This window comes from Mesorhizobium sp. BR1-1-16, assembly GCF_020165495.1.
Classification (GTDB): Bacteria; Pseudomonadota; Alphaproteobacteria; order Rhizobiales; family Kaistiaceae; genus Kaistia.
The window spans coordinates 189,929-215,363 of record NZ_JAIUIE010000005.1 but is presented as its reverse complement, the minus strand read 5'-3'; the positions used below and the strand labels follow the sequence as shown (position 1 = coordinate 215,363).

Genomic DNA, 25,435 nt, shown 5'->3' with positions numbered 1-25,435 from the left:
ACGGCGAGTCAACGCAGCGGCAGCCGTCAGACGACGGGCTCGGCGGTGATGAGTTCGGGCTCTTCGCGCGCCAGCAGCGGCACGCCATGGCGCCGCATCATCAGGATCAGCACCGCGCCGGTGGTCAGGCCGCCGAGATGGGCTGCCCAAGAGATTTCGCCGGGCGGGCCGAACAGGAAATTGTAGAGCTGCAGCAGGATCCAGAAGCCGAGCACCCAGACGGTCCGGAGCCGCAGTGGAATACGGAACAGCAGCAGGATCCAGATCTTCACGCGCGGATGCAGCAGGAAATAGGCGGCGATGACGCCGGCCACCGAGCCCGAGGCTCCGATCAGCGCCATGTCGGAGCCGGGTGCGACGGCGACATGGGCAAGGCCGCCGCCGATCGCGCAGAGGAAATAGAACAGGATGAAGCGCCAGTGCCCCATCGCGTCCTCGACATTGTCGCCGAAGACCCAGAGGAACAGCATGTTACCGGCCAGATGCCAGATGTCGCCGTGCAGGAAGCTGGATGTGATGAAGGTCATCCATTCCGGCGCGTGGAAGATGCCGGGCGTGCGGACATGGATGCCCATCAGCGTCGACGGAATGAGGCCGAAGGCCATGACCGACGCGGCTTCGGCGTCGGCATTGCCACCGCGCTGGTAGAACATGAACACCAGCACGTTGAGCACGACGATGCCGCGCGTCGCCCAGGGAAACTTGATGTAGCGCAGCGGATTCTGGTCGTGCAGCGGAACGAACATCGGGCGCCTTCAGCGATAGAGCTCAGCGATTCTTGCCAGGCACCCAGAGAACATCGCCTGTACCCCGATCATTCACGAATCGGGCCGCGACGAAAAGAAAATCCGACAGGCGGTTAATGTATCGCAGTGCGGACGGATTGACGCGCTCCCTCGCCGCCAGAGCCACGGCCAGCCGCTCGGCTCGCCGCGCGACCGTCCGCGCGACATGCAGCGCTGCGGCGGCGCGCGATCCGCCGGGGAGGACGAAGGAGCGCAGCGGCTCCAGCACCTCGTTCAGTTCGTCGATTTCCCCTTCGAGGCGCTCGACTTCGCGGTCACTGACGCGAAGGGCCGGACGTCCGGGCTTCAGGCTCTCCTCGGGTGTCGCGAGGTCGGCGCCGAGATCGAACAGGTCGTTCTGGATGCGTGAGAGCATCGCATCGACGGTGGGCTCTGCCTCGAGTTCTGTGCGCACGACGCCGATGGCGGCATTCACCTCGTCCACCGTTCCGATGCACTCGAACAGCAGGTCCGATTTCGGTCTCCGCTCGCCGGTGACGAGGCCGCTGGTGCCGTCATCGCCGGTGCGGGTGTAGATGCGGTTGAGCGCGACCATGGCGACCTCAGCGTGAGGAGAAATAAAGGGCGAGCATCATGATGCAGAGCGCCACAAATTGCAGAAGAACCCGCAGCCGCATCAATTGCTGCGACCGATTGGGTGATCCGCCACGCAGCATGTTGAAGAGACCGAGCAACAGCACGATCACGACCGCTGCGAGGGCGATCGGAATAAGGAAGTGGAAGAGGGTGCTCATAAGCTCCGACCAATTGCAGCCTGCGCAACGCGCGCCACTCTAGCTGCGCCGCCGCGGACTTACCAATCGGTCAGTTCAGGATGAAGATCGCGAGATTGAGCAGAGCGGCGAAGCTGACCCAGATGACATAGGGCACCAGCAGCCAGCCGGCCAGCCGGTCGATCCGGCCGAACTGTGCGATCGTCGCGAAGATCGCGATGTCGAGCAGCACGATGATGACGAGCCCGCCCGTGATCGATTGCAGCCCGAAGAAGATCACCGACCAGGCGGCGTTGAGAATGAGCTGAACGGCAAAAATCCCGACAGCCCGCCGGCGGGCGCTGCCATCGGCGCTGTTGATCACGCGCCAGAGCGCGACAGCCATCATCGCATAGAGGATCGTCCAGACCGGAGCGAACAGCCAGTTGGGCGGATTGAAGTCGGGTTTGGCAAGCCCCTCATACCAGCCAGGGATCGACGGCAGCGTCGCAGCCGAGCCGATCGCCGCCACCGCGAAGCAGACGAGCAGGCAGACGATCAAACTGATGATTGGAAATCGACTCGCGCGCAATTTGGGCGGACTCGCGCCGGGGAAGCTCGTTGTCATCAAGACACCAATTGAGAGAACCAGCAACCTGAACGCCGGTTTGCGGCGTTCGTTCCTCTCAGGAGTTGCGTCCGATGAGCGCATCAAGCCAACGCGCCGGCAGGAGGCGTTTCATGAGGGCTGCCAGTTTGGTCAGCGTGGTCACGCGATAGCGGATGCGTGGTCGGGGGCTTTCAAGCGCATGGATCAGCGCCGCGGTCACGGCTTCCGGTCCGAGCTTGAAGCGCGATGGCTTCCGTCCACCTGTCAGCCGCGCGAGCTGGCCTTCATAGCCGGCGCGGTGGACGGAGGATGCGATGTCGACGGTCGCATGAAAGTTGGCGAGCGCATTCTGCGTGAAGCGCGTGGCGATCGGTCCCGGTTCGATCAGAACGACGTGGATGCCGGTGTCGGCAAGCTCGATCCGCATCGAATCGGCGAGTCCCTCCAGCGCGAATTTCGAGCCGACATAGGCGCCGCGATACTTGCCGGCGACGATGCCAAGCACGGACGAGCAATGCACGATCCGCCCAGAGCCGGCCCGCCGCATCGCCGGGAGCACCAGCCGCGTCAGAGTATGCCAGCCGAAGACGTTCACTTCGAACTGCCGCCGGAGCACTGCGGTGGTAAGGTCTTCGACCGCACCGACCTGGCCATAGGCGCCGTTGTTGAACAGGGCATCGAGTTGGCCGCCGGTCGCCGCGAGGACCGCCGCCGCAGTGCGCTCGATCGAGGGCTCGTCGGCATAGTCGAGGAAATGTGCCTCGATGCCGGCGACACGGAGCCGGTCGAGATCGTCATCCTTGCGGGCGGTCCCGAAGACGCGCCAGCCACGCGCCTGCAGCGTCATCGCGGCATGCTCGCCGATGCCGGAAGAGGCGCCGGTGATGAGGATCGAACGTTGGCGAGGGCGGGCGTCGGACATTGCGGGACGTTACAAGATCGGCGATATCGCCGCCAAGCCGCCCATCATCACTCGCAGATCCGATAGTCGCCGTTCCGGCCACGCTTCAGCACATCGAGATGAAGATGCGTCGCATGCTCGGGGTCTGAACCGGGGCCGAGCACGGTGGTAAAGCGTGCGCAGGCGGCTTTGCGGACCGTTGCAATGAAGGCGCCATCTTCGGCCGATTGACCGTCCGTTTCCGTGACCGTGATCAGACGGCCGGCGATGGTGAAGCCGCTGATGTCGATCGCGTTCATGAAGGCGTGCTCGGAGAGGCGGGCGCCTGGAACATTGTTGCGGCCGCGACAGCCGTATGACCCGGCAACCGCGATCTTCGTGACCGGCGCGCCAAAGGCGGCCTTGGCCGCCGGTTGAACATCCTCAAGAACCCAGTGGGTCAGGGCCGTCGTTGCGGCGCAGTCGATCGTCGCGGCCGGCGCGAGCGTCACCGCATTCGCCTGAAATCCTGTCACCTTGAACGGATCGGGCGCGCCACATTCGCCCTCGACCAAAGGCGGCTCTGCTTCGGCCGCGACGGCAAGGCTTGCGAGGCTGGCACGGCAGGCGGCCAGTTCTTCGACGTTCGGCTCCGGGCGCGGCGGACCCTGGTTAGCTGCCTCGGGCTTCTCCTCGGGCAGCGGCGCAGCGGGCTCTGTTGCCGGGGGAGCTACCGGCAAGGGCGCGGCCGGCGGCAGAATCGATGGCTGGACGGGTGGGATGACCGTGCCGAGCGCATCGGCGGGAGCAATGACGGTGCCCGCGGGCGGCATGGGCTCGCCCAAGGGCGGGGTCGGCGCAATTGTGGGCTCGACAGTCATGACGGCCGATGCCGGCGGCTCGGCGGCCGGCGCGGCGGGCCTAGCCTTCGGCGGGCTTGGCTCCGGCGACGACGCCGCCTCCGGCTCAAAGCTCGGTTTCTGATCGTGGGCAGCCGGCGGAGAGGCTGTCGCCGGCTCGGGCACGGGAGAGGGCTCGGGAATCGGTGGGACCGTCGGCGCCGTCGGCTTCGTCTCTTTCTCCGGCGTCTCGGCCTGAGGGCTCGCTGTGCCAGTGTCAGGCTTCGCCGCCGGCAGAGGCGGCTTTGCAGGTGCAGGCGCCTGCTTTGGCGCCGCCTTCATGCGCGAGCGCTTGTGCGGCTGCGGCTGGTCGCTGCGCGGGATGATCTTTTGCAGCAATTCACCCGGCGTCAGCGCGATGGCGGGCAACGGCGCGAAAGCGGATATGGACAGCATCATCATCGCCGATGCCGCAGCGGCCTGCGCGCCTGTTTTCCACTGCAATGGCCATCCTCCTGCGCCGCTCGCCAAGCTCCAACGGCGCAGGACGGTGTCGGTTGCCTTGTTACCAGTCGAACGCTTCGGTGGTCAGCCGCTTGCCGATCATCATCGCATCGCCGACAAGGCGAAGGGGCGTGATGTCGAAGTCGCTTTGCCTGCTCTGCAGCAGCTCGGCGAAGCGCTCATAGATCCGCTCATATTCCTCGCTCGGCTGCTCGACGGTGACATGGCCGTCGACGCTGAGCGAAGCGCCGCCGCGGAACAGCCGCAGCTTGTGGCCGCCCTTGGACTCGATCTCGATATGCCACTTCTCGTCGCCCTGCTCGCGCCAGTCAAAATCGGCGGCAAGGGCCGGGGCATCCGGATCGGTGCTTGAAAAGACGATCTGGACGCCGATCGGGGTCTGCCGGTTGGCCGGATAGGTCAGTTCGGCGCTTTTGATGAAGGGCGTTACGGGCAGGATCCTGACGAAGATCGACAGCGCATTGATGCCGGGATCGAAGACGCCGAAGCCACCGGGCTCCCAGACCCAATCCTGGCCTGGATGCCATTTGCGGACGTCCTCGCGCCAGGAAATCTTGAGCGATTTGACGCCCGCACCGGCGAGGATCGACTTCGCCTCTTCGACCGCCGGATTATACTGCGAATGCCAGGTGGCGAAGATGACGCGGCCCCGCTTTCGCGCATGCGCCTCGATATCGGCGGCTTCCGCAAGGGTCGCGGCGGTCGGCTTTTCGAGAAGCACATCCTTGCCGGCGTCGAGCGCCTCGATGGCGATGGCATGGCGCACATCCGGCGGTGTGCAGATCGCGACCGCCTCGATATCCGGAATCGCCTTGTACATCTCGGCTGGCGTCTTGAAGGTCGGCAAACCGCGATGGGTGATGCCGCGCTGGCTTGTCACCGCCACCAGCTCAAAGGCCGGGTTCTTGTCGACTACCGGCAGGTGCTGGTCCTGCGCGATCTTCCCGAGCCCGATGATGGCGATCTTTCGTCTTGTCATATCCCCTCCGCACCGTCGGCGACGGTCCGCTTGTCCTGGTCCTGACCGGCCGCGCCGGCTTCCGCCCGAACCTAGGCGCAATAGCTTCGGGGGTCGAGATCAGGCGACGCGGTTCGGGCCGCGCTCCACGACGAAACGGAGGATGCGCAGACCGTTCACCTCGCTATCGCTGCGTTCCAGGAGGACGTGACCGTCCTGATGACAAAGATGCGGGATGTCGATCGCCGCCATGGGATCGCTGGCGAGCACGGCGAGCCGCTCCCCCGGCCGCATCGCCGCAAGCCGCTTGCGCGCTCTGAGGACCGGCAATGGACAGGCAAGGCCGATCGCATCGAGCTGCGGTATCTCGTCTGGCACAGCCTCTCCTTTACGCTATCTTAGCGACGTTGCCCGTCGCTCCCGCAGCAAAGCGGCCGGCCAACGCTTTCTTAAAGCAGAAAATTGTAGAGATTTCAGCGCCTGCCGATCCCGAGCGGGTGGGCCATGGTTGACGAGGAGCCGGTTCCCTTTGCGCCTTTCCTTCACTGGCCTGGTCGAGCGCTGGGCGCCGTCCACTGTGAAAAAGCCGCTCCGGCAACTGGCCACCGGCATCGATGCGCTTATCGCCGGCAAGGACGAGCGCGCGGTCACGCAGCGCATCGCCGTCACGACCTTTCTCGTGCGCATCGTCAGCGCCTTCATTGCCTATCTCAGTCAGGTCCTGCTCGCCCGCTGGATGGGCGATTTCGACTATGGCGTCTATGTCGTCGTCTGGGTCGGCGCGGTGATCATCGGCGGCCTCGCCTGCTTCGGCATCCAGACAGCGATCGTCCGCTTCATCCCCGAATATGGCGAACAGCGCGAGCTCGAACTGCTACGGGGCATCATCGTCGGCAGCCGCGTGCAGGGCATGGCCAGTTCCACGGCTATCGCCGGCCTCGGCATCCTCGGTCTCTGGCTGCTCGGCGATCGCGTCGAGAGCTATTACGTGGTTCCGCTCTATCTCGCTGCGATCTGCATTCCGATGCTAGCGATCGGCGAAATCCAGGATGGACTCGCCCGTGGCTTCAACTGGCCGGATCTCGCGCTCTGGCCGACATTCATTGTTCGGCCGATCCTGATCATCGCCTTCACAGGAGGGGCGATTTGGCTCGGCGCGGCACCGGACGCCACGACGGCGATAGCCACTGCCATCGTCGCGACCTATGCGACCGCCCTCTGGCAGATGCTGGCGATCCGACGTCGGACCGCGCGCGTGGTACCTGGCGGGGCCCGGCGGTATCGATCGCTGACCTGGATCACCATCGCCCTGCCGATCTTCCTGGTCGAAGGCTTCTTTAACCTCTTGACCAATGTCGACATTCTGATCGTTGGCCAGCTGCGCCCTCCCGAAGAGGTCGCCGTCTATTTCGCGGCGGTAAAGACGCTCGCGCTGGTGCATTTTGTCTATTTTGCAGTCCGCGCAGCGCTGATGCCCCGCTTCTCGCAATACTATGCCGCGGGAGACCGCGTGCGCTTCGAAGCGGTGGTGAAGGATTCGCTGCACTGGACCTTCTGGCCCTCGGTCGGCGCGGTGATCGTGCTGCTGGTCGCAGGACGATTGCTGCTGTCCTTCTTCGGGCCGAGCTTTACAGCCGGCTACGGGCTCCTGTTCATCTTTTCGATCGGCCTCCTGTTCCGCGCCTCGATTGGTCCCGCCGAGAGCATTCTCACGATGGCGGGTGAGCAACGCATCTGCGCCGCGGTCTATGCGGCGACCTTCGTCGTCAATCTCGGACTCAACTATTCGCTGATTCCGCATTTTGGCCTTGAGGGCGCGGCGGTCGCGACGACGACGGCGCTGACGGTCGAATCGATCGCCGTCTATGCGGCCGTGCGCTGGAGGATGCGGCTGCGCTGTTCGATCCTGCATGTGCTGGTGCCGGGATCGTCGATCGCCGTGCGAGACGGAGAATCGCGGTGAGCCCGCGCGGCGCGGCAAATGCCGGGGTATCGCCCTCAGCGAGATCGGTTCGGGTAGCGCTTCCGGCCGAGTTGCTGGCCGCCTGGCGCTCGCTTGCGAATACGTCGCCTGACGCCAATCCCTTCTTCGCGCCGACCGTCCTTCAGTCCGCGCTCCATACTCTGGCTCCGGCTTCGGTGACCCTGGTTGCGCCAAGAACTGACGCTGGCCGCCTCATTGCGCTGGCGCCGGTGGTGCCAATTCGGTTCGGTCGTCTCATCCCGGCCCGTTCCGTCTGGACCCATCTTTATGGTCCGCTTGGAACGCCGCTAATCGATCCGGCCGATCCTGATGCGGCGATCGTACACCTCATTGCCGCAATGGATGGCGACCGGCCCGGCCGGCGCATCCTGATATTCCCCGACCTGCCACTCGATGGTGTCGCCGCGCAGGCGCTCCGCCGGCATGCCGAAAGCTCTGGCCGGCCCGTGCGCGTCTTCGGCACTCATCATCGGGCGGTCCTCCGCCCCGCTTTGCTCGCTGGTGGCGTCCGCGCGGCGTTGTCGGCAAAGACACGCAAGGAACTCGGCCGCCAGCTGCGGCGGCTCGGCGATCTCGGACCGCTGGCCTTTTCCGCGACGACGGGCGGGCCGGACCTGCAGCCGATGCTCGAGGCTTTCCTGGCGCTGGAGCAGAGCGGCTGGAAGGGTGCGCGCGGCACGGCTCTGGCGATGAAGAGCGAGGCGCTCGCCTTTGTGCGGGCGGTTGCCTCGGCGGCGGAACCCGGCGAGATGCGGATCGATTCGCTTGCTGTTGGAGATCGGCCGGCGGCGATGCTGGCGTCTTTTCGCAGCGGTGGCACGCTGGTGACGTGGAAGATCGCGCATGACGAAAGCCTCGGGCGCTTCTCGCCCGGCGTGCAGGTCATGCTCGAGGCCTCGGGGGCGTTCGCTGCCGATCCGTCGCTGCGGCTCGTCGATTCGCTGGCGAGCGCCGATCATCCGATGATCGATCGGCTGTGGCCGGACCGTCAGGCGATCGGCACTTTAACCATAGGACCACGTGGCGGTGGGGCTGCCTTCGCGCTTGGCGTCCTTCTTGCGGAAACGGAGCTGAGGGCGCGTAGTGAACTGCGTGCCTTGATCCGGCGGTCGTGACGATCGCGAAGGCAAGGAAAGACATGTCATGACGGCAGCGACCGCCGCGTGCGACGCGGCTTTGGGGGGGGCATGCGATGCCGGCCTGATCGCGCTCGATCCGGCTAAGATGGCGCATGGCTTTCCTGCCGAACCCTTTGCCTACCGCCATTTTCTCGCTGCGCATCCGCTGCTGCAGCTGGATGCGCTGGCAGCGCTCGCCGCGCGGATGCCACGCGACCGGCTCGAATATAATTCGGGGCGCCTGAAGGTCGACCAGAAGCCGGAGGAGACGCCCGCGGTCGATCTGGAGCCGGCCGAGATCGTGCGCCAGATTGAGACGGCCGGGGCCTGGATGGTCCTGAAAAATGTCGAGACGATTCCCGAATATGGACGCCTGGTCGAGGCGGTTCTCGATGAGGCCGCCTGTGCGTCAGGGCATAGGGATCGCAAGAGCGCCGGGATGACGGAGCCGATGGGCTTCATCTTCGTGTCTTCGGCCCATTCCGTGACGCCGTTTCACCTCGACTATGAAGACAATCTGTTCATGCATCTGCATGGCGACAAGGCGATGCATGTGTTCGACAACCGCGACCGGTCGATCCTCGACGAGGAGGAGCTCGAGACCTTCCCCGGCAAGCACCGCAACCATCGCTTTGAGGACAGCTTCGCGAGTCGCGAACGGGTGTTCGCCTTCGAGGCGGGCGACGGCATGTTCCTGCCCTACACCTGGCCGCACTGGGTCGAGACCGGCGCCGACTGGTCGATCTCGATGGCCATCACCTGGAAGACGCCAGAGGGTCTCAGGCTCAACAAACTCTATTTCGCGAATGCTGTGTTGCGCCGGCTCGGTCTGCCGCAGCCCGCCCCTGGCCGAAGCCGCTGGCTGGATAGCGCCAAGGTGGCACTCTACGACGTCGCGCGGCTGCCGCTGGAGCCGCTCCGCCGCGGCGAGGCCATGCGGCGGATGCTGCGCGCGGCCCTGTTTGGCCGCGCCGCGAACTATTACTACGGCAAGGCCGGCAAGACCTGATCCCGAGGGAGGCTGAGCCGCCATCGCGGCTCAGCGAGGGGCCTCAGCCCTTGTTCTTGTTGTAGACGTCGAAGATGACGGCGCCGAGCAGCACCAGGCCCTTGACGACCTGCTGCCAGTCGACATTGACGCCCATGATCGACATGCCGTTGTTCATGACGCCCATGATGAAGCCGCCGACGACCGTGCTGATCACCTGGCCGACGCCGCCCATCGCGGACGCGCCGCCAATGAACACTGCCGCGATGACGTCGAGCTCGCTGCCGAGGCCGGCAGCTGGGACCGCCTGGCCGAGGCGGGCGGCGATGATCAGCCCGCCAAGCGCGGAGAGCACGCCCATATTGACGAACACATACAGCGTCAGCCGCTCCGTCTTGATGCCGGAAAGCTGTGCCGCCTTGATGTTTCCGCCCATCGCATAGACACGGCGGCCAATGGTCGTGTGTCGCGTGATGAAGACGAAGATCGCGACCAGGATTCCCATCACCACGAGGACGATCGGGAAGCCGCGATAGACGGCGAACTGGTACACGAAGAACAGCGCCAGAGCGGAGATGACGACGGTCTTGACGAGGAAGAGCGCGAAGGGCTCGGCCGCGTAGCCATGCTTTTCGCGCGTCCGGCGGGCGCCGACACCAGAGATCGCATAGGCAAGGACCGCGATGACCCCGAGCACGACCGTGGTCATGTTGAGCGTGACGCCACTGCCGAAAATCGTCTTGCCGGCCGCGTTCACCGTCGGGGGAATCAGCGTCCAGGTGCCGAGAAGTTCAGGCAGGAAGCCGGAGCTCAGCGCCTTGAAGCTGTCCGGAAGCGGGCCGACCGACGAGCCGCCACCGAGAAGACCCTGGCACATGCCGCGGAAGACGAGCATGCCGGCCAGCGTCACGATGAAGCTCGGTATCCGGTGGTAGGCGATCCAGTAGCCCTGCGCCGCACCGATCGCGCCGCCGATGGCGAGGCAGATGATCGAGACGACGAGCGGGTTGCCGAGGAATCCGCCGAGTGGCCAGATCACCATCATCATCGCCGCCAGCGCGCCGATGAAACCGGCGACCGATCCGACCGAAAGGTCGATATGGCCCGAGACGATGACGAGCAGCATGCCGAGCGCCATCACGATGATGAAGCTGTTCTGCTGCACGAGATTGCTGAGATTGACCGGCTTGAACAGGGTGCCGGTCGTCAGCTGGAAGAACACCATGATGGCGATCAGCGCCAGCACGAGCCCGTATTCGCGCAGGTTGGACGCCAGCGACGAGACGGGGACCCGCGGCCCGCCGGACACATCCTGCGCAACGCCGGTCTGCGGTGTTGGAGCGGTATCGGTCATGATGCAGCTTTTCCTTCTCCGCGCACGATGGCGCGCATGATCTTCTCCTGGCTGGCGTCGCTCGCGGCCATTTCTCCAACCATGCGGCCTTCGTTCATCACGTAGATCCGGTCGGAGATTCCAAGGAGTTCGGGCATTTCGGACGAGATGACGATGATCGCGCGGCCCTCGGCTGCGAGGCGCGCGATGATCGTGTAGATTTCATATTTGGCGCCGACATCGATGCCGCGCGTCGGCTCGTCGAGGATGAGCACTTCCGGGCTGGAGAACAGCCACTTCGACAGCACGACCTTCTGCTGGTTGCCGCCGGAGAGATTGCCGGTCTTCTGGAACACGCTTGGCGAACGGATATTCGTCTTTTGCCGGTAATCGTTGGCAACGTCGAGTTCCTTCAACTCGTCGATGACGCCGACGTTTGAAACGCCCGGCAGATTGGCGATCGTGATGTTGTTCTTGATCGTATCGATCAGGTTGAGCCCGAAGACCTTGCGGTCCTCCGTGACATAGGCAAGGCCGCGATCGACAGCCTTGCCGACCGTCGAAACGTCGATTGCCTTGCCATGCAGGAAGACCTCGCCGGTGATCTTGCGGCCATAGCTGCGGCCGAACAGGCTCATCGCGAATTCGGTGCGGCCTGCGCCCATCAACCCGGCGATGCCGACGACCTCGCCCTTGCGAACGGTGATGTCGATATTCTTGATCACCTGCCGCTCGGGATGCTGCGGATGGTAGACCGACCAGTTCTTCACTTCGAAGATCGGCTCGCCGATCTTCGGATCGCGCGGCGGATAGCGATCCTCCAGCGAGCGGCCGACCATCGAGGTGATGATCCGGTCTTCGCTGATCTGCGATCGATCCAGCGTCTCGATCGTCCGCCCGTCGCGAATGACGGTGACGTGGTCGGCGACGCGATTGATCTCGTTCAGCTTGTGCGAAATGATGATCGACGTGATGCCCTGTCGCTTGAACTCGAGCAGCAGATCGAGCAGCGCCTGGCTATCCTTCTCCGACAGGCTCGCCGTCGGCTCGTCGAGGATCAGGAGTTCGACGTCCTTGCTGAGCGCCTTGGCGATTTCCACCAATTGCTGCTTGCCAGTGCCGATATTGGTGATCAGCGTCTGCGGGTCCTCGCTGAGGCCCACCTTCGCGAGAAGCTGACGTGTGCGCGTTTCGTTGGCGTGCCAGTTGATGACACCCCAATGCGCGTGTTCGTTGCCGAGGAAGATATTCTCGGCGATCGACAGCATCGGGACCAGGGCCAATTCCTGGTGAATGATGACGATGCCTTTTTCCTCGCTGTCGTGGATGCCCTTGAAGTGGCATTCCTCGCCGCGATAGATGATCTTGCCTTCATAGTCGCCGCTCGGATAGACGCCCGAGAGCACCTTCATGAGGGTCGACTTGCCGGCGCCGTTCTCGCCGCAGATGGCGTGGATCTCGCCTTCCTCGACCTTAAGATTGACGTTGGACAGCGCCTTGACCCCTGGAAAGGTCTTGGTGATGTCCTGCATCTCAAGAATGTATGACGGCATGGACGGCCGCTCCCGCTCAGGCTTGCGAATGCGACGAGCTGTGCCCTTCGCCCGCTGAATGAGGAGAGGCTCCGCCTTGGCGGGGCCTCTCCCGTGTCACTCTAGTATTACTTCAGATCGGCCGGCTTGATGTAGCCCGAGTCGACGACGAGCTTCTCATAGTTGGCCTTGTCGACCTCGACCGGGGTCAGCAGGATCGACGGGACGACCTTGACGTCGTTGTTGTAGGTGGTCGTGTCGAGGCCGGTCGGCTTGCCGCCCGAAAGGACGGTATCCAGCAGGTCGACGGTCGACTTGGCGAGATCGCGCGTGTCCTTGAACACGGTCGAATACTGCTCGCCGGCGATGATCGCCTTGATCGAGGCGGTCTCGGCGTCCTGGCCGGTGATGATCGGCCAGGGCTGGTCGGCAGAGCCGTAACCGACGCCGCGGAGCGAGGCGATGATGCCGCGCGCAAGGCCGTCATTCGGCGCAAGAACGCCGTCGACCCGCGAGCCGTCCGAATAATTGGCGGAAAGCAGGTTGTCCATGCGGGCCTGGGCCGTTGCGGCGAGCCAGGTCAGCGTGCCGACCTTGTCCATGCCGGTCTGGCCAGACTTGATCTTGATGGTGCCGTTGTCGATCAGCGGCTGCAGGACCGACATGGCGCCATTGTAGAAGAAGAAGGCGTTGTTATCGTCGGGCGAACCGCCGAACAGCTCGACATTCCAGGGCTTCGTGTCGGGGAAACGTTCCTTCAGGCCCTTGATGAGCGAGTTGGCCTGGATGACGCCGACGCCGAAATTGTCGAACGTCGTGTAGTAATCGACATTCGGCGTGCCCTTGATCAGGCGATCATAGGCCACGACGACCACACCGGCGTCAGCAGCCTTCTGCAGCGCGTCGGTCATCGTGGTGCCGTCGATCGAGGCGATGATCAGGCCCTTCGGGCCCTTGGTGATCTCGTTCTCGAGCTGGCTGAGCTGGTTCGGAATGTTATCCTGCGCATACTGGAGGTCGACGGTGTAGCCCTTCGCCTCGAGCTGCGACTTGACGAAGTCGCCGTCATTGATCCAGCGCTGGATCGTCTTGCTCGGCATCAGGACGCCGATCGTTCCCTTGTCTTCCGCATGAGCGGCCGTCGACAGGGCAGCTACGCTGAGCGCCAGTGCGCCGAGCATCATCTTTGACAGACCCAAGATTCTCTCTCCGGGTTACAGGACATTTGCGCCGGCAGGCGGCGCTTCCACGATATCAACGCTCATTCGACCTTCATCCGTTGCCCGCGCATGCCCGCGTCGCCTGTTCCCTCGCTGGAACGGGTTCCGGCAACGGCCATCGCTGGCGAGCGACCGGCGCGGCGCACCGGCAAGACGAATTCGAAGGGATTTGGCTGAAACAACGGCAGGTAGCGAAGAGGCTCCGCCTTGGCGGAGCCTCTCCTTATCGTTCGAATATTACTTGAGTTCGTCGGCCTTGATGTAGCCCGAGTCGACGACGAGCGCCTGGTAGTTCGACTTGTCCACCTCATGGGGCGTCAGCAGGATCGAGGGAACGACCTTGACGTCATTGTTATAGGTGGTCGTGTCGAGATTGGCCGGCTTGCCGCCCGAAAGGACGGTGTCGGTGAGCTCGACGGTCGACTTGGCCAGGTCGCGCGTGTCCTTGAACACGGTCGAATACTGCTCGCCAGCGATGATCGCCTTGACCGAAGCGGTCTCGGCGTCCTGGCCGGTGATGATCGGCCAGGGCTGGTCGGCGGTGCCGTAGCCGACGCCGCGGAGCGAGGCGATGATGCCGCGCGACAGGCCGTCATAGGGCGAAAGCACGCCGTCGACGCGCTTGCCATCCGAATAGTTGGCCGACAGGAGGTTGTCCATGCGGGCCTGGGCGGTGGCGGCGAGCCAGCGCAGCGTGCCGACCTTGTCCATACCGGTCTGGCCGGACACGATCTTGATCGAGCCGTCATCGATCAGCGGCTGCAGGACCGACATGGCGCCGTTGTAGAAGAAGAAGGCGTTGTTGTCGTCCGGCGAACCGCCGAAGAGCTCGACGTTCCAGGGCTTCGTATCGGGGAAGCGCTCCTTCAGGCCCTTGACGAGCGAGTTGGCCTGGATGACGCCGACGCCGAAATTGTCGAAGGTCGTGTAGTAGTCGACATTCGGCGTCTTCTTGATCAGGCGGTCATAGGCCACCACGACCACGCCGGCGTCAGCAGCCTTCTGCAGGGCGTCCGACAGCGTCGTGCCGTCGATCGAGGCGATGATCAGGGCCTTCGGGCCCTTGGTGATCTCGTTCTCGAGCTGGCTGAGCTGGTTCGGAATATCGTCCTGCGCATATTGCAGGTCGACGGTGTAGCCCTTGGCCTCGAGCTGCGACTTGACGGCGTCGCCGTCATTGATCCAACGCTGCGAGGTCTTGGTCGGCATGAGGACGCCGACGAGACCCTTGTCCTCGGCATGAGCCGACGGCGACAGGGCGACAACGCCGAGCGCAAGCGCGGCGATCGCGGTTTTATAAAGCTTCACGATATCTCTCTCCCGAATGGTACGACCTTTGGAGCCCGGGCGTTCCTCGGGCAAGTCGCACGGCTCTTTTAATTCGACTCCCGATCGTATTTCAAGCGTGCTGATGAGGCTGTGGCTCCATCGGCGGCAAAGGTTCGCTCGCGCGTCGGGAGTTGCTAGCTAGCGGCGGTCCGGCCGTTCCGTCAATGACGAATTGCTTCACGTTGCAGAAGGCAGCCCGCTCCCGCATAGCGGAGGCAAGGAGAGTGCAGTCAACCCATTGGTATGACGATATGCCTCGCTGCGGCGAGACGGCGCGCGAGGCTACCTAGCGACGACCGAGCCGCCGATCGAAACCACGGTGCTTCCGTCAGCCGGCAAGGGAACGCTCGACACTGGCGGCGGCTCATACGGCTTGGCGAGGATCAGCGACCAGTAGACCTTGTATTTGCTCGACGGCGCATAGGCGGTGCCGATGCCGAGCCGGGTGACACCGGGCTTCAGCATATTGGCGTTGTGGGGCTTCGAATCCCGCCAGCCGGAAAAAGCCTCTGCCAGCGTGCGGTAGCCGGCGCCGACATTCTCGACTGCAAGGCCGGCATCGAAGCCAGACGCCGTCAGGCGCCGCGCGAAGCTGCCGCCGCCCTTGACGTCGTGACCGACCTGATCGACAGCGGCCATGGCGCGCGCCTGGTCCGCGGCCATCTTGTTGAGGAGCGGGTCGACGGCGACCGGGCCGAGGCCGTGGCCGGCGCGATAGCCGGAGATCATGCTGGCGGCGGCTTCAGGACTGACTGCTGCCCCTGCGGCATCGAGCCGGTCGTAGAAGACCGGCGAGCGCGGCGCTTCCACCGTGGTCTTGGTGCAACCGGCGAGCACAAACGCCAGCGACACGGCCGTGGCGATCGGCGCCATGCGCCGGATCAAACTGTTCATCGAAACACCTTCTTGGCGGATGGGGCCGTTCTGCCGGCAGTGTTGGCTGATTTGCGGCCGCGCGGCAATGTCGTCACGGCAACGCGATGTCCTCGGCCGGGAAGCGGGCGAGGAATTCGAAGCGAAGATCGGAGCGGACCTGTGCGCCCTGGCTGATATCCGACAGGTAGCAGCGCAGCTCGAAGTCGAGCGAGGCGGCCGAGAACGCATTGAACAGGACGCTTGGCTCGGGATAGGCGAGCACGAGCCGATGGGCCTTCGCCGCGGCGATCAGGACGCTTCGGACCTTTTCCGGGTCCGAGGATTTCGCGACGGTCACCGGGATGATGATCCGTCCCGAGCGGTCGCGCAGCACCATGTTCTTGACCGTGCCGGTGATGAGGCTCGAATTCGGCACGATCAACGTTGCGCGGTCGAAGGTCTCGATCTCGGTGGCGCGGACATTGATCCTCTTGACGATGCCCTCCTCGGCGCCGACCGCGATCCAGTCGCCGGCGCGGATCGGCCGTTCGGCGAGCAAGATGAGGCCGGAGACGAAGTTGTTGACGATCGCCTGCAGGCCGAGGCCGATGCCGACCGAAAGTGCGCCGGCGACGATGGCGATATTGGAGAGATCGAGTCCGGCATAGCCGAAGGCGATCGTCGCCGCCGTGATCATGCCGATATAGCCGACGCTGGTGCGGATCGAGTTCCGGAGACCCGAATCGAGCCGCGTCGTCGGCAGGAAGCGGGTATCGAGCCAGCCCTGCAGCGCGCGCGTCACGACGACGCCGACGACGAAGACCGCGATGCCGGCGAAGATCGTCGAGATCGAGATCGAGATCGATCCGATGCGGAAGCCGAAGAAGAGCTGGCGGATGCTCTCGAACACCGACGTCGAATCGACGCCCCAGGGCGCGATGATCAGCAGGATTGCCATGCCGACCATCAGTGCGCGTATGAGCCCGTTGAACAACACGCCGACCTGCGTCAGCGAACGCGGGGCGAAGCCGACCGAGGCGATCAGGCGGCTGCCGACAACGCCTTCGCGGCGGAACCACGCCGCGGTCAGCTGGTCGACCAGCATCATCAGGAGCACCAGGAGGGCGATGACGATCGAAATCCACACGATCTGCGTGGTGATGAACCGGCCGAGCGAGACATAGCCGATCAGGTCGGCGACGATTGAGACCGCAGCCATGATGCTGGCGCCGATCAGCGCCAGACGGCGGAAGATCGGTCCCTCGGTCGCGGGGTCGTCATCGTCTTCCTCGGCCGGGTCGCGATGATTGATGGTGCGGACCGTGAGGATGATCAGGATGGCCGATATGGTCGAGATCAGGCCGTCGGCGGCGATGATCACCGGCAGGCCGGTATAGGCGATGGTCGAGAAGCGTTCGATGAAGACCGCCATGCCCTGCATCGCGGCGATCACGACCGTGAAATTGAAGATCCGCGTCGCCGCGGCCTCTTCGATCTCGACGAGCCGCAGATCCGGCCGGCCCGGCGCAAGCAGCGCGCGCGAGACGCCAAAGCCGAGCGAGAACAGCGCGACGGCGGAGGTGACGCCCCAGAAGAGCTGATCGATGCGGCTTGGCGAGAGGTCGAGCGCATTGAGGATGGCGTGGCCGCCAATGAGCACGCCGACCGGCACCAGCGTGTTGAGCGCCACCACGGTCGCCGCCGCGATCACCTTGGGTTCGCGGCCGCTCCGTTCGTCTGGCCGCGCGGGTCTGAGCCTCAGATGGCGGATGACGAAACGCCGACCGGGAACGATGAGCGCCAGCATGGCGGCGAGCACGCCGAGGACGACCGCCACGGCGGCGCGATCATTGCGGTCCTGGAGGATGTTGAACCAGCCGGTGATGATGTCGCTGCCGCGATTGACGACGTTCGGGAATTCCTTCGCCGCATCGCTCCAGAGGGTCGGGTCGATCAGGCTGGCATTGCGCTCCAGCAGGCGGCCGGTGAAGAGCCGCCGCCGCCGATCATTGATCTGGGTCGTCGTGTAGGCGCCATGCGCGGCGATGGCCTGCGCCTGCTTCTGACTGCCCGAGAGATCACCGAGCAGCTTCTGGGCGGCGGTGAGATTGTCCTTGATGGCATCGGAGACCGTGGCGTCGGCGCCCTCGATCGGCGACAGCTCCTTGACCTGCGCCATCGCCGCATCGACCTTCGGCCCGAGCGTCTCGGCATAGGTGGTCGCCGAATTGACGATGGCGAGCGTTTCATCGCGAAGCCCGCGGAGGTCGAAGTCCGATACATTGACACGGTCGAGCGCCATGTCGATCCGCGTCAGGTCGCTGTTCCAGCGGTCGAGCCGTGTCTGCGCGTCGTCAGTGTCTGCCGTAACGTCGCTCTGGGCGATCGCGGGGGCGGCCTCGAGGTCCAGCGACACCAGCGCCGCTGCCAGCAGCGCCAGCGCCAGCACGCCTCGCCGCAACCCCTTCGCCAGGCCCGATCCTCGCAGCAATTCACGCACTCCCGCCTCGCCGGCCGACACCACTCCTCGCGGCCAATGATGACGACATTAGGGACGCGCGGATTGCAAGTAGGTTCCCATGGAGATCGAGACGGTGCGCCGATATGGCGGCTCCGGTCCTCCCGCCCTATATGGCGCTGACGACACGGCCGCGGCAAAGGTTGGAGCAGGGCTTGACGATCGAAGACATGTCATCGCCGGCGGCTGCGGCTTTCGCGCGCGAACGCTCGGCCTCCACGCTGCTCGCCAATCTCGGCGCGGTGCTCGAAGGCGAGCGCATTTCGGTCGGTGCCTTCTTCGACGCGCTGGGCAAATCAGGCCTCGGCCTGACCATCCTGATGCTGGCGCTGCCTTCCTTCGTCCCGATCCCCGGCCTGCCGACCGGCGTCGTCTTCGGCGCGGCGCTCGCGATCCTCTCATTGCAGGTGATGATCGGTGCCGACCAGTTGCTCCTGCCGGGCTGGATCCGAAAGTTCAGCCTGCCGCGCGATCCGGTCGTCAAGGGCGGAGCCTGGATTGCGCCGTGGTTTCGAAAGGTCGAGTGGATGCTGCGCCCGCGGCTGCACGGCCTTTCGGGTCGCACCGCGCAGTTCGTGCTGGCGCTGCCGATCTTCGTGCATGCGGTCATGATCCTGCTGCCGATCCCGCTCGGCAACCAGCTTCCGGCCCTGGCGGTCATCGCCTTTGCCTTCGGGCTCATCGAGCGCGACGGGATCGCCATCCTGGTCGGCGCAGTGCTTTCAGTGATTGCGCTGGTCTGGAACACCGCCATCGTGTTCTTCGGGGCGGAGCTCGGAATGATCGTCTATCGCTGGGCGTCGCATGCGACCGGCCTCTTCTGATAGTGAGGACGATGCCGGTTCGCTTCGAGTGAGGCCGGTTCGTGCCTTTTCCCGTTGGCGGCCGCGGAGCGCGCCCTGATGTCCCTCGTCCGGCTTGTCTTCCTCTATTGCCTCTTCGGGGTCGGCATCCTCTTCGTGCAACTGAACAACACGCCTTGCAGCGCGCCCGTCGTGCTGGATGATGGTGGTCCTTCCTTCGGGCCGCCGGTCGATCTCGCCCGGCTCGGAAGCGACCGCGACTATGCGTGGCGGTTCGGCAAGGCGGTCGTGTTCTGGCTGCCGCGGCTGGTCGATCTCGTCGGCATTCGCGGGATGCCGTTTCCGGACTATCTGTTCGGGAGCGTGTGCCGCAAGGCAGAGGCAGCGCCCGCGCCGGCGGCCGCCTCGCCGCCTGCAGTGACGCGTCCGCCAGAACCACCCGAGCCTTCGCCGCGCCCGCGCGGCTGAAGCCTCATGCCATCAGGTAGAACGCGCGCTTTGCCTCATACATCAGGGCATCGGCGCGCTTGGCGACCTCTTCGAGCCGCTCGCCCTTGCGTCCCGTCGCGGCGCCCATCGACAGCGACAAGGGCAGGCTCGAATAGAACTGATTGTTGAGTTCGACGAAGCGATGGACGTTGTCGATCATCGCTTCTGCGCCGGCCTCATCGACGCCGGGGAGGATGATCGCGAATTCGTCGCCGCCAATCCGCGCGGCGTGCCCCGGCCTCTCGATCAGCTTGTCGAGCACCTCGCCGGCCCGGCGCAGCAATTCATCGCCCGCGGCATGGCCGAGGCGATCATTGGTCTCCTTCAGCCCGTTGAGGTCGGCCACGATGATGGTCACGGGGAAGGGGGCGTTGCGCTGCAGCCGGGCGAGTTCCTCGATATAGAACGAGCGATTATAGAGCTTGGTGAGCGCGTCGTGCTTGCCGAGGAATTCGAGATAGGCCTCGGCTGCCTTGCGGGCCGTGATGTCGGTCAGCGCCACCTGGACCAGCGACCAGTCATGCTCGTGGCCGGGCAGAACCGAGAATTGCAGCACCACATGCAGTTCGCGGCCGTCGAGCGTGTAGTTGACCACCTCGCGCTGCTGGAACAGCTTCCCCTGCCAGAGATCGATGAGCTGCTCGCGGAAGGCCGGCTCCATATTATCGCGGAACACGTCGCCGAGGCGGTTCAGCAGCGTCGCCTTGTCCGGGGCGCAAAACAGCTCAAGCGTATGGCGGTTCACGTCGATGACGCGGATTTCGGTGATGCAACGCAGCACGAATTCGGGATGAACGTCCGTGAAGACGCGGAAATCGACGATGCCACGCTGCTTCAGCTCATCGAGCAGCTGCTTGACGGCACTGAAGTCCTCGACCCAGAGCGAAACCGGCGAGTGGTCGAAGAGACCGCGCGCATAGGCATCGCTGTGCTGCAGGCAGCGATAGGCGGATTCGAGCGGCGTCACATTCTCGGTCGAGACCAGGACGCGGCTCCAGCTCTCCTCCGAACCCGGCAGCAGCGCGGCGCGCAGCTGGATATCCAGCCTCTCGCCCGACAGCGTGTAGTTGATCGTATTGCTTGAGAATTCGAGGCCGCCCTTCCAGAGCTGGACCATCTCGTCGATGAGCCTGTCCAGCATCTCATCGCGGAAGACGCGGTCGAGATTGCGCTCGAGTTCGCCGACATCGGCCGCGCCATAGAGCTTCAGAGTCTGGCGATTGACCTTGATCAGCCGGATATTGCTCGAGCAGAGCAGCGCCCGGGCCGGATCGGCGCGCAGGAAGGTTTCGAGATCCGAAATTCCGGCCGACCGCCACTGATCAAACAGCGCCTTGAGCGCGCTGTAGTCTTCAAGCCAGAGCGGAATCGGAGCGAGGTCGAACATTGCATCGTCATCGCCTGGCATCGGCGCAATCTGATGTTCGTCGATCCGCATCAAGAACTCATCGATCTCACGCCGGGACGGGACTCACATCTCGCACGATTCGGCCATTTTGCTGGCCGATGCGAGAACGCGAGGTAAATAACCCCTGCTCAGGCTGAGTCAATTGGATTGTTGGTCTCTCAGCCACGACCAGTAAGCGGCATTTTGGTTGCCATCACGGTCAAATTAAGGACATTCGCGTCGAGCGGCAGTCCCGCCATGTAAAGCACGGCATCGGCGACATGGCGGACATCGAAAGTGGGCTCGACCTGCACCGACAGATCGGGTTGCAGCACGCCCTTCGACATCTGCGCCGCCATCGGCGTCGCGGTATTGCCGATGTCGATCTGGCCGCAGGCAATGTCATATTTGCGGCCATCGAGCGAAGTCGACTTGGTGAGACCGAGAACCGCATGCTTGGAAGCCGTATAGGGCGCGGAATTCGGCCGCGGCGTCGTCGCCGAAATCGAGCCGTTGTTGATGATGCGGCCGCCGCGCGGGCTCTGGTCCTTCATGATGCGGAAGGCTTCCTGCGTGCAGAGGAAGACGCCGCTGACATTGGTATCGATCACGGCCTTCCATTGCGCGTAGCTCAGCTCCTCGAGCGGGACCGCCGGGGCGCTGGTGCCGGCATTGTTGAAGAGAAGGTCGAGGCGGCCGAAGCGCTCCTTGATAGCGGCGAAGAGCGCAGCGACGGAGGCCGGGTCCGTCATGTCGGCGGGAATGGCCACCATGCCGCCGCCCGATTCCGCGACAACTGCGTCGAGCGAAGCCTGTGTGCGCCCGGTGATCACCACCTGATAGCCGGCGCCGTCCAGGACGAGAGCCACGGCCTTGCCGATCCCCGAGCCGCCGCCCGTGACGAGCGCGATCTTCCCGTGAGCTGACATTGGCGTTCCATCCCTTGTGACATGCGCGCGTTCGGCGCCTCGTCTTCCTATCGCATGGCAAAGCGCCGGGACAAAAGCCCCGGCGCCATGGTCTGGATCGGAAAGCGCGTTGGTCTCAGCCGAAGACGACCAGAAGATCCTTGGCGTCGATCTGGCTGCCGGCGTGAACCAGCACCTCGGCGATCGTGCCATCGCGATCGGCGTGGATCGCGGTCTCCATCTTCATCGCCTCGATCGAGAGCAGCACGTCGCCAGCCTTGACCGGCTGGCCGGCGCGGGCGGCAAGCGTCGAGACGACGCCCGGCATCGGCGCGGCGACGTGGTTGGGATTACCTTCCTCGGCCTTGCGCTTGGCGATGATCGAGCCGGCATTGGCACGGTCCGGCACCTTGACGACGCGCGGCTGGCCATTGAGCTCGAAGAAGACGCGGATCAGGCCCTCCTCGTCCGAATCACCGATCGCCTGCATGCGGATGACCATGGTCTTGCCCTTTTCGAGCTCGACCAGGATCTCCTCGCCAACCGGCAGACCGTAGAAATAGACGGCTGTCGGCAATGCGCTGGTAGGACCGTAGGTGTCTTCAGCCTTGGCGAAGTCGGTGTAGACCTTCGGATACATGAGGTAGGAGGCGAGCGCGAAATCGTCGATCTCGCTCTTGCCGGTCTTCTCGGCGGCAGTCTTGCGCTCGGCGTCGAGATCGGCCGCCTTGATGAGCGCACCCGGCCGCGCCGTTGACGGGGTCTCGCCCTTGAGGATCTTCTTCTGGATCGCAGCCGGCCAGCCGCCCGGCGGCTGGCCGAGATCGCCGCGCATCATCTGCACGACCGAATCCGGGAAGGCGATGTCGCGCGTCGGGTCCTCGACATCGGCGACGGTCAGGTTCTGGCTGACCATCATCAGCGCCATGTCGCCGACGACCTTCGAGGACGGTGTCACCTTGACGATGTCGCCGAACATCTGGTTGACGTCGGCATAGGCCTGCGCCACCTCGTGCCAGCGCGTGTCGAGGCCGAGGGAGCGCGACTGCTCCTTAAGATTGGTGAACTGGCCGCCTGGCATCTCGTGCAGGTAAACCTCCGACGCGCCGGCCCGCAGATCGCTCTCGAAGGCGACATACTGCGCGCGCACCGCCTCCCAATAGAACGAGATCTTGCGGATCGCGCCGGGATCGAGGCCCGTGTCACGCTCGGTGCTCTTCAGTGCCTCGACGATCGAGCCGAGACAGGGCTGCGAGGTGAGGCCGGACAGCGCGTCCATCGCTGCGTCGACGGCATCGACGCCGGCCTCGACGGCGGCGAGGACCGTCGCGGCCGCTATGCCAGACGTGTCATGCGTGTGCAGGTGGATCGGCAGCTCGGTCTCCGAGCGCAGCGTCGTAATCAGCTTCTTCGCCGCCTCAGGCTTCAGAAGGCCGGCCATGTCCTTGAGGCCGATGACATGGGCGCCGGCCTTTTCCAGTTCCTTGGCGAGGCCGACATAGTATTTGAGGTCGTATTTGGCACGATCGGGATCGAGGACGTCGCCGGTGTAGCAGATCGCCGCCTCGAGGACCTTGCCTTCCTCGCGCACCGCGTCCATCGAGACGCGCATGTTCTCCGTCCAGTTTAGGCAGTCGAACACACGGAAAACGTCAATGCCGCCGGCCGCGGCCTGCTTGACGAAATACTTGACGACATTGTCGGCATAGTTGGTGTAGCCGACGCCGTTGGCGCCGCGCAGCAGCATCTGCAGCAGGATGTTCGGGGCGCGCTCGCGGATCATCGCGAGGCGTTCCCACGGGTCCTCGGTCAGGAAGCGCATCGCGACGTCAAAAGTCGCGCCGCCCCAGCATTCAAGGCTGAACAGGCCGGGCAGGCCGCGCGCATAACTGTCGGCGATGCCGACGATGTCATGTGTGCGCATGCGGGTTGCCAGCAGCGACTGGTGCGCGTCGCGCATCGTCGTGTCGGTAACGAGCGTGCGTGTCTCGGCTCGCATCCATTTCGCCAGCGCCTCGGGACCATGCGCCTCGAGATACTGCTTGGTGCCGGGCGCCGGTTCGGCCGCAAAATGCGGGATGACCTTGGCCAGCGCATCCGCCTTTGGCTTGGTGCGGCCGCGCGTCTCGGGATGGCCGTTGACGGTGACGTCGGCGATATAGGTCAGCAGCTTGGTGGCGCGATCGCGGCGGCGGACGGAGGTGAAGAGCTCCGGCGTCGTGTCGATGAAGCGCGTCGTATAGGAATTGTCGCGGAATTTCGGGTGGTTGATGATGTTGGCGACGAAAGTGAGGTTCGTCGCCACGCCGCGGATGCGGAATTCGCGCAGCGCACGGTCCATGCGGGCGATCGCCTCCTCGGGCGTCGGCGCCCATGCAGTGATTTTCTCCAGCAGAGGATCATAGAAGCGCGTGATCACCGCGCCCGAATAGGCCGTGCCGCCGTCGAGGCGGATGCCGAAGCCAGAGGCCTCGCGATAGGCGGTGATGCGGCCGTAATCCGGGATGAAGTTCTGCTCCGGATCTTCCGTCGTGATGCGGCACTGCAGGGCGTGACCGTTGAGGCGGATATCGGCCTGAGCAGGAACGCCCGATGCCGGCGTGCCGATCGCGTCGCCCTCGGCGATGTGGATCTGCGCCTTGACAATGTCGATGCCGGTCACCTGCTCGGTGACGGTGTGCTCGACCTGGATGCGCGGATTGACCTCGATGAAGTAGAACTTGCCGGTGTCGGCATCCATCAGGAACTCGACCGTGCCGGCGCCGTAGTAATTCGAGGCGTGGCCGATCTTGATGCCGTAGTCGGTGATTTCCTTGCGCTCGCTTTCCGCAAGATATGGGGCAGGCGCGCGCTCGACGACCTTCTGGTGGCGGCGCTGCACGGAGCAGTCGCGCTCGAAGAGATGGACGATGTTGCCGTGGCGGTCGCCGAGGATCTGGACCTCGACATGGCGCGCCCGCTCGACGAGCTTCTCGAGATAGATCTCGTCCTTGCCGAATGCGGCCTTGGCCTCGCGCCGCGCCGTCACGGCGTCCTTCAGCAGGGTTTCCTCGTCGCGGATGACGCGCATGCCGCGCCCGCCGCCGCCCCAAGAGGCCTTCAACATCAGCGGATAGCCGATGCGCTTCGCCTCGGACTTGATGAATTCCGGATCATCGGGCAGCGGGTCGGTGGCCGGCATGACCGGCACGCCCGCCGCGATGGCCAGATTGCGGGCGGCGACCTTGTTCCCGAGCATGCGCATCGTATCCGGCGAGGGACCGATGAAGGTGATCCCGGCCTCGGCGCAGGCCTCGGCGAATTCCGGGCTCTCTGAGAGCAGGCCGTAGCCAGGATGGATCGCGTCGGCCTTGCATTCGCGGGCGATACGGATGATGTCGGCGATGTTGAGATAAGCCTCGATCGGCCCGAGACCCTTGCCGACCTGATAGGCTTCATCCGCCTTGAAGCGGTGGAGGGCGAGCTTGTCCTCCTCGGCGAAGATGGCGACCGTCTTCAGTCCCAGCTCGTTGGCTGCACGGAACACCCGGATCGCAATTTCGGACCGGTTTGCAACGAGAATCTTCTTGATGGCCACCAGAACCCCCGATGTCAGTCCGCGCGGGGCGCGGCGGACGTGCTCCATTATTAGCCGGTTTGTGCGAGTGCGAAAAGATCGGTC

Annotated in this window: 22 protein-coding genes; 5 read left to right on the top strand and 17 right to left on the bottom strand. The window is 64.4% G+C overall.

Annotated features, from left to right (window positions below; all coding sequences use genetic code 11):
• Nucleotides 1–26: 26 nt before the first annotated feature.
• The 8 genes from LB518_RS13575 to LB518_RS13540 form a co-directional block, all read right to left on the bottom strand.
• Nucleotides 27–746, bottom strand: coding sequence for a rhomboid family intramembrane serine protease (locus LB518_RS13575; protein WP_224578047.1), 720 nt, complete (start codon nucleotides 744–746; stop codon nucleotides 27–29).
• 22 nt (nucleotides 747–768) lie between these two features.
• The gene (locus LB518_RS13570) at nucleotides 769–1,341 is read right to left on the bottom strand and encodes a cob(I)yrinic acid a,c-diamide adenosyltransferase (RefSeq protein WP_224578046.1); all 573 of its coding nucleotides are present in this window, start codon (nucleotides 1,339–1,341) and stop codon (nucleotides 769–771) included.
• Between the two features lie 7 nt (nucleotides 1,342–1,348).
• A complete protein-coding gene (locus tag LB518_RS13565; RefSeq protein ID WP_073052979.1) occupies nucleotides 1,349–1,540 on the bottom strand; it encodes a twin transmembrane helix small protein in 192 nt (63 codons plus the stop codon).
• Between the two features lie 70 nt (nucleotides 1,541–1,610).
• A complete protein-coding gene (locus tag LB518_RS13560; RefSeq protein WP_224578045.1) occupies nucleotides 1,611–2,060 on the bottom strand; it encodes a TspO/MBR family protein in 450 nt (149 codons plus the stop codon).
• 124 nt (nucleotides 2,061–2,184) lie between these two features.
• A complete protein-coding gene (locus LB518_RS13555; RefSeq protein WP_224578044.1) occupies nucleotides 2,185–3,030 on the bottom strand; it encodes an SDR family oxidoreductase in 846 nt (281 codons plus the stop codon).
• 47 nt (nucleotides 3,031–3,077) lie between these two features.
• Nucleotides 3,078–4,331 carry an extensin-like domain-containing protein gene (locus LB518_RS13550; protein WP_224578043.1) on the bottom strand — a complete coding sequence of 418 codons (1,254 nt, stop codon included), beginning with the start codon at nucleotides 4,329–4,331 and terminating at the stop codon, nucleotides 3,078–3,080.
• Between the two features lie 61 nt (nucleotides 4,332–4,392).
• On the bottom strand, nucleotides 4,393–5,331 hold the full coding sequence (locus tag LB518_RS13545) for a Gfo/Idh/MocA family protein (protein WP_224578042.1): 939 nt from the start codon (nucleotides 5,329–5,331) through the stop codon (nucleotides 4,393–4,395).
• A 99-nt stretch (nucleotides 5,332–5,430) separates the two neighbouring features.
• Nucleotides 5,431–5,688: a sulfurtransferase TusA family protein gene (locus LB518_RS13540; RefSeq protein ID WP_224578041.1), complete on the bottom strand. Its 258-nt coding sequence runs from the start codon at nucleotides 5,686–5,688 to the stop codon at nucleotides 5,431–5,433.
• Between the two features lie 151 nt (nucleotides 5,689–5,839).
• Between LB518_RS13540 and LB518_RS13535 the strand changes: the two genes are divergently transcribed.
• Genes LB518_RS13535 through LB518_RS13525 form a run of 3 tightly spaced genes read left to right on the top strand, consistent with a single transcriptional unit; the run spans nucleotide 5,840 to nucleotide 9,421 of the window.
• On the top strand, nucleotides 5,840–7,273 hold the full coding sequence (locus LB518_RS13535; RefSeq protein WP_224578040.1) for a lipopolysaccharide biosynthesis protein: 1,434 nt from the start codon (nucleotides 5,840–5,842) through the stop codon (nucleotides 7,271–7,273).
• Nucleotides 7,270–8,409 (top strand): GNAT family N-acetyltransferase, encoded by a 1,140-nt coding sequence (locus tag LB518_RS13530; protein ID WP_224578039.1) that lies wholly within the window; start codon nucleotides 7,270–7,272, stop codon nucleotides 8,407–8,409. Before LB518_RS13535 ends, LB518_RS13530 begins: the two co-directional genes overlap by 4 nt.
• 28 nt (nucleotides 8,410–8,437) lie before the next feature.
• Nucleotides 8,438–9,421: a cupin-like domain-containing protein gene (locus LB518_RS13525; RefSeq protein WP_224578038.1), complete on the top strand. Its 984-nt coding sequence runs from the start codon at nucleotides 8,438–8,440 to the stop codon at nucleotides 9,419–9,421.
• A gap of 43 nt (nucleotides 9,422–9,464) precedes the next feature.
• Here the strand turns inward: LB518_RS13525 and mmsB are convergent, their stop codons facing one another.
• The 6 genes from mmsB to LB518_RS13495 all read right to left on the bottom strand — a co-directional run bounded on the left by mmsB (nucleotide 9,465) and on the right by LB518_RS13495 (nucleotide 18,169).
• Nucleotides 9,465–10,757, bottom strand: a complete 1,293-nt coding sequence (gene mmsB / locus LB518_RS13520; RefSeq protein WP_224578196.1) for a multiple monosaccharide ABC transporter permease — start codon at nucleotides 10,755–10,757, stop codon at nucleotides 9,465–9,467.
• The gene (gene mmsA, locus LB518_RS13515) at nucleotides 10,751–12,286 is read right to left on the bottom strand and encodes a multiple monosaccharide ABC transporter ATP-binding protein (protein WP_224578037.1); all 1,536 of its coding nucleotides are present in this window, start codon (nucleotides 12,284–12,286) and stop codon (nucleotides 10,751–10,753) included. Before mmsA ends, mmsB begins: the two co-directional genes overlap by 7 nt.
• A gap of 107 nt (nucleotides 12,287–12,393) precedes the next feature.
• The gene (chvE, locus tag LB518_RS13510; RefSeq protein ID WP_224578195.1) at nucleotides 12,394–13,449 is read right to left on the bottom strand and encodes a multiple monosaccharide ABC transporter substrate-binding protein; all 1,056 of its coding nucleotides are present in this window, start codon (nucleotides 13,447–13,449) and stop codon (nucleotides 12,394–12,396) included.
• A gap of 273 nt (nucleotides 13,450–13,722) precedes the next feature.
• Nucleotides 13,723–14,793 (bottom strand): multiple monosaccharide ABC transporter substrate-binding protein, encoded by a 1,071-nt coding sequence (gene chvE, locus LB518_RS13505; RefSeq protein WP_224578036.1) that lies wholly within the window; start codon nucleotides 14,791–14,793, stop codon nucleotides 13,723–13,725.
• A gap of 303 nt (nucleotides 14,794–15,096) precedes the next feature.
• On the bottom strand, nucleotides 15,097–15,708 hold the full coding sequence (locus LB518_RS13500; protein ID WP_224578035.1) for a CAP domain-containing protein: 612 nt from the start codon (nucleotides 15,706–15,708) through the stop codon (nucleotides 15,097–15,099).
• A 73-nt stretch (nucleotides 15,709–15,781) separates the two neighbouring features.
• Nucleotides 15,782–18,169 (bottom strand): DUF3772 domain-containing protein, encoded by a 2,388-nt coding sequence (locus LB518_RS13495; protein ID WP_224578034.1) that lies wholly within the window; start codon nucleotides 18,167–18,169, stop codon nucleotides 15,782–15,784.
• 173 nt (nucleotides 18,170–18,342) lie between these two features.
• Between LB518_RS13495 and LB518_RS13490 the strand changes: the two genes are divergently transcribed.
• Both LB518_RS13490 and LB518_RS13485 read left to right on the top strand, forming a co-directional pair.
• Nucleotides 18,343–19,011, top strand: a complete 669-nt coding sequence (locus tag LB518_RS13490) for an exopolysaccharide biosynthesis protein (protein WP_224578033.1) — start codon at nucleotides 18,343–18,345, stop codon at nucleotides 19,009–19,011.
• Nucleotides 19,012–19,089: 78 nt separating this feature from the next.
• Nucleotides 19,090–19,458, top strand: a complete 369-nt coding sequence (locus LB518_RS13485; protein WP_224578032.1) for a hypothetical protein — start codon at nucleotides 19,090–19,092, stop codon at nucleotides 19,456–19,458.
• A 4-nt stretch (nucleotides 19,459–19,462) separates the two neighbouring features.
• Here the strand turns inward: LB518_RS13485 and LB518_RS13480 are convergent, their stop codons facing one another.
• From LB518_RS13480 to pyc, 3 genes are all read right to left on the bottom strand, one after another.
• Nucleotides 19,463–20,917 (bottom strand): sensor domain-containing diguanylate cyclase, encoded by a 1,455-nt coding sequence (locus LB518_RS13480; RefSeq protein WP_224578031.1) that lies wholly within the window; start codon nucleotides 20,915–20,917, stop codon nucleotides 19,463–19,465.
• Between the two features lie 128 nt (nucleotides 20,918–21,045).
• Nucleotides 21,046–21,795, bottom strand: a complete 750-nt coding sequence (locus LB518_RS13475) for an SDR family oxidoreductase (RefSeq protein ID WP_224578030.1) — start codon at nucleotides 21,793–21,795, stop codon at nucleotides 21,046–21,048.
• Between the two features lie 115 nt (nucleotides 21,796–21,910).
• On the bottom strand, nucleotides 21,911–25,399 hold the full coding sequence (gene pyc, locus LB518_RS13470) for a pyruvate carboxylase (protein WP_224578029.1): 3,489 nt from the start codon (nucleotides 25,397–25,399) through the stop codon (nucleotides 21,911–21,913).
• Nucleotides 25,400–25,435: the final 36 nt, after the last annotated feature.